Annotated in this window: 3 protein-coding genes; all 3 read right to left on the bottom strand. The window is 37.1% G+C overall.

Features of this window, described 5'->3' with window-relative positions; translation table 11 throughout:
* Positions 1–43 precede the first annotated feature (43 nt).
* The 3 genes from ENO17_03085 to ENO17_03075 are packed head-to-tail and all read right to left on the bottom strand — an operon-like array spanning position 44 to position 3,949.
* The gene (locus ENO17_03085) at positions 44–1,255 is read right to left on the bottom strand and encodes a sugar ABC transporter permease (GenBank protein ID HER24021.1); all 1,212 of its coding nucleotides are present in this window, start codon (positions 1,253–1,255) and stop codon (positions 44–46) included.
* Entirely contained in the window at positions 1,252–2,937 is a 1,686-nt protein-coding gene (locus ENO17_03080; GenBank protein HER24020.1) for a sugar ABC transporter ATP-binding protein, read from the bottom strand. Before ENO17_03080 ends, ENO17_03085 begins: the two co-directional genes overlap by 4 nt.
* The gene (locus ENO17_03075) at positions 2,891–3,949 is read right to left on the bottom strand and encodes a sugar ABC transporter substrate-binding protein (GenBank protein HER24019.1); all 1,059 of its coding nucleotides are present in this window, start codon (positions 3,947–3,949) and stop codon (positions 2,891–2,893) included. The genes ENO17_03080 and ENO17_03075 overlap by 47 nt, the downstream gene beginning before the upstream one ends.
* Between the last annotated feature and the right edge of the window lie 433 nt (positions 3,950–4,382).

Here is a 4,382-nt window from a genome sequence, read left to right as displayed (position 1 = left end):
TTTTGCTGATACTAATATATCTATAATACTATATAATACGCTCTTATAAAGACTTGTTTTTCCTTGATGTTACATCTGCATACACTGCCAAAATTAAGATTAGGCCTTTAACGATATACTGCCAGAAAACACTCATATTCATAACGCTCATTCCATTTTCGAGACTTGTCATAATTAGGGTACCCATTAGGGCTCCAAAGACTGTTCCAATGCTTCCCATTAAACTTGTGCCACCCATAACACAACCGCCTATAGCTGAAAGTTCATAATTCATGCCACCACTGGTGGTTCCTGCGGCAACATAACCGGTAAGAATAATTCCACTAACTCCACATAGAAGACCCATCAGTGCATAAGTTTTTAAAACAACAGCTTGTACATTTATACCCGAAAGCTTCGTTGCCTCCTTATTTCCTCCCACAGCATATATGTGCCTGCCAAACCGAGTGTTATTCATCAGATAGGTAACCAATATGGCTATTATTGCCATAATTAATACCGGGATCTGTATTCCCCTATAGCTATTCATCATAAAAGTGAAGGCTAAAACAAGGGCGGAAAACACCGATGCTATCACTAAATCATAACCAAGAGATCTCGTTTTAAGACCGTATTGTTTCTTTTTAGTTCTACTATGCAAAGTAACCAGAAAAATAATTATTATAGCAATAATTGCTACAAGTATACCTGGATATTTAGATAGATATCCCTGGGCCATTAACCTTAGAGAATCTTCAATAGGAACGATTGTTTTCCCTTGAGTAGCACCAAGGATTCCTCCTCGAAGAATAAGCATTCCTCCCAAGGTTACAATAAAGGCCGGTACTCCTCCATAAGCAATAATATAGCCCTGACCCATTCCAATCAATAGGCCCAGCAAAAGACATGTAATGATGGTTATAATTGTGCTCAGTATACCTAACCATCCGATAGAAAGAGTTGGAAATAGTACAGGGAGAAATGTGGGAAGTAAGATTGCCTGTAGATAGGCAGCTATTACACTGATAAAGCCAGTCATTGATCCCACAGAAAGATCGATATTACCCGTGATAATTACCGGAGTCATCCCTATAGCAAGGAACGATATGATAGTCATCTGCCTTAAAAGGTTTGAAAAATTTCTTGAGGAAAGGAAGACCCCGCCAGTTAAAGAACCAAAAAGTAACCAGATAGCAATAAGGGCAAATATTAGCGTATAAGCCCTAACGTCAATCTTAATTTCCTTAATCTTACGAATAAAATTTGATTGTTTCATTGATTATACCTATCATTTCTTTTAAGATTTGTAGCCAAAGCCATTATTCTTTCTTGTGTAGCATCTTTACGGTTTAAGGTTCCAGCGCATTCTCCTTCGCGCATAACCGTGATCCGGTCACTCATTCCCAGCACTTCTTCTAACTCAGAAGAAATCATAATGATACCTACACCATTTTCAGCAAGTTTATTGATGAGGTTATATATCTCATATTTAGTCCCTACATCAATCCCTCTGGTCGGATCATCGAGAATAAGAATTTTCGGTTTTGACATTAACCACTTTGCTATAACTACCTTCTGTTGATTACCTCCACTTAAAGATTCTGTAATGGTAAAAAGAGAAGGAGTCTTAATGCTAAGATTGTCAGCATATTTTTTACACTCCTGTAATTCTTTATACTGATCAATACTCCATGCGTTAGAAAATTTTTCAAGGTTTGGCAACGAAATATTTTTAAATACTTCCTGAATTAATACCAACCCCATCTTTTTTCTATCTTCCGGAACAAGGCTTATTCCATAATTAATCGCATCCTCTGCTGATCGAATCTTAATCGGTTTTCCTTCCAAAAATATTTCTCCGGCAATCTGATGCCCATACTCTCCAAATAGTGCAGTAACAAGCTCGGTTCTTCCGGAACCCATAAGTCCGGCTATCCCCAATATTTCTCCTTTTCTTAAATCGAATGAAACCTTTTTGATTACCGTTTTACTCTGAGCTGATACCGATAAGTCCTTCACTTCCAAAATCTTTTCCCCCGGCCTGGAATGTTTAACAGGAAACCTTTTTTTCATTTCGCGTCCTACCATCATGGTAATGACCTTCTCTTCGGTGGTATCCGCTGTTCTTACTGTATCAACGACTAGACCATCTCTAAGAACGGTAATATTATCCGCGATTCTAAAAAATTCCTCCAGCCTGTGAGAAATATAGATACAGGTCACTCCATTCTCTTTCAGGTTCTTGAGTATTTCCATTAAATAATTAACTTCAGCCTCAGTAAGGGCAGAAGTGGGCTCGTCCAAAATTAGAAGCTTAATCTCCTGTGATAGAGCTTTAGCAATTTCAACCATCTGTTGCTGTCCAACGCTCAGCGTGGATAATTTAGCAAAAAAAGGAATATTTAATTTATATTTTGTAAGAATTTCTTTCGTGTCAGAAAATAATTTACTCCAATTAATAATACCTTTATCTTCCGGTTCTCTTCCCAGAAAAATATTTTCCCCTACTGTCATTTGAGGAACAAGAACAGGTTCCTGATAAACAGTGGCAATTCCTTCCCTTATTGCCTCTTCAATCGAAGAAGAAGTTAACTTTAGCTCTTTTTCATTAAAATAAATTGTCCCTTGGTAGGTATTATGAGGATAAACTCCAGCCAGAATCTTCACTAAAGTAGATTTCCCGGCACCATTTTCTCCGCACAAACCATGAATATCCCCTTTTTTTACTTTAAAGGAAACATTGGATAGTGCTCTGATACCTGGAAAGTCTTTTGTTACATTCTCAATTTGTAAAATGGTTTCATCTTTCAAAATAGGATTACCCCCTATAAAGGGATGACTTTTTTTGTATTCACTTATGAAAGAAAGTGCACCACAGATAGTAAAAATCTGTGATGCACTTTTTCCGTCATTAGATTTTTGGTGGTCTATCTCCTTCGGGCACTCCTTTATAAACATCATCGTATGATTGATAACCACTCTTCACAATGACATCATAGAGGTTGTCTTTGGTTGCCCCTACAACTTCCAGGAACCTACAAGGTACGGATCCCTTTAGGTTTGCATCTCCGGTAAGTTCGGCTAATGAGAAATCTTGTAATCCTTCCACCGCTTCACCTTTTGCTAACTTGACAGCGATCTCAATGGACAATGGGACAAGTAGTCTAATATCTTTGTATACCGTTACTGTAAGATCTCCTTTAGCTACAGCATTACAACCGGCAGCTGTAGCATCTTGTGCGGAGATTGGGACCTTTCCAGCCAGACCTTGAGCCCTAAGGGCTTCAATGGCACCAAGTGCTGTTGAATCATTGGAAGCGACTACCGCATCAATCTGGTTATTTGTGGCAGTAAGCATATTTTCCATAATCTTCAGTGCTTCAGTCGTATCCCAATTCGGTACCCACTGATCAGCAACAACCTCGATTTGACCACTATCAATGTAAGGTTTAAGAACTTCCATCTGTCCCTTTCTAACGAGTGTAGCATTATTGTCTGTTGGGCTTCCACCAAGAAGTGCAAATTTTCCCCTATCCTTCACTGCTATTACTCCTCTTGCTTCAGCTCGCCCAACCTCAACATTATCAAATGAAATATAAACTGAAGCATTCGGTGATTTAATTAATCTATCATAGGCTATGCATTTAACACCTGCTTGTGATGCTGCGTCTACTGCTGTTGCTGCCGCTGCACCGTCCTCTGCAACAATAATAATAACATCTACCCCTTGAAGAACCATATTCTCAATCTGGTCATTCTGAATCTTTGGATCATGATTTGCCTCTTGGACAATAACCTCGGCACCAGCATTATTCGCTAGCTTAGTCATTTCTTCTGCTTCTCTCACCCATCTTTCGAGAGTAAAATCAGAAAATGATAAACCAATTTTAGGCTTATCTGCAGCAAAAACCGAGAGGCTTATTACAACGAGCAATACAATCGTTAACAAAATGATGGTAAATCTTTTCATAATAAAAAATCTCCTTTAAACATAAAATTAAAATTCGTAATACTTATACCCATTACCCATAGCAAAAACTATATTTTCTGCACCACAATACTCAGTCTAGTCAAATTTACTTTTTTAGAAAGATACATCCCCCCTTTCTATTACTTGATAGTAATCTGCTGGTAATTTTAGTATTATAATTTATTAATTTAAGGAGAATACTTTATTCAATACTTATTTTAAGTTCCATATTAACATGTTTAAATCATATCCTTTTTTCAAATAGAAGTCAATAATTTTTAAACAATTTTTGTAATTAAATTTTAAGTAGATACCCGTGAGCTTATATCTGGGCATCTACTTATCTTAGTTTTATTCTAAAAGAATTATGAAGAAAAGAAGGTATTTATTTATCAGTCAATGAAGATTAATAATCTGAAGAACTATAAAATAC

Source organism: Candidatus Atribacteria bacterium (assembly GCA_011056645.1).
In the GTDB taxonomy this organism is placed as follows: Bacteria; Atribacterota; Phoenicimicrobiia; order Phoenicimicrobiales; family Phoenicimicrobiaceae; genus Sediminicultor; species Sediminicultor quartus.
This window is presented reverse-complemented; position numbering and strand designations above follow the sequence as displayed.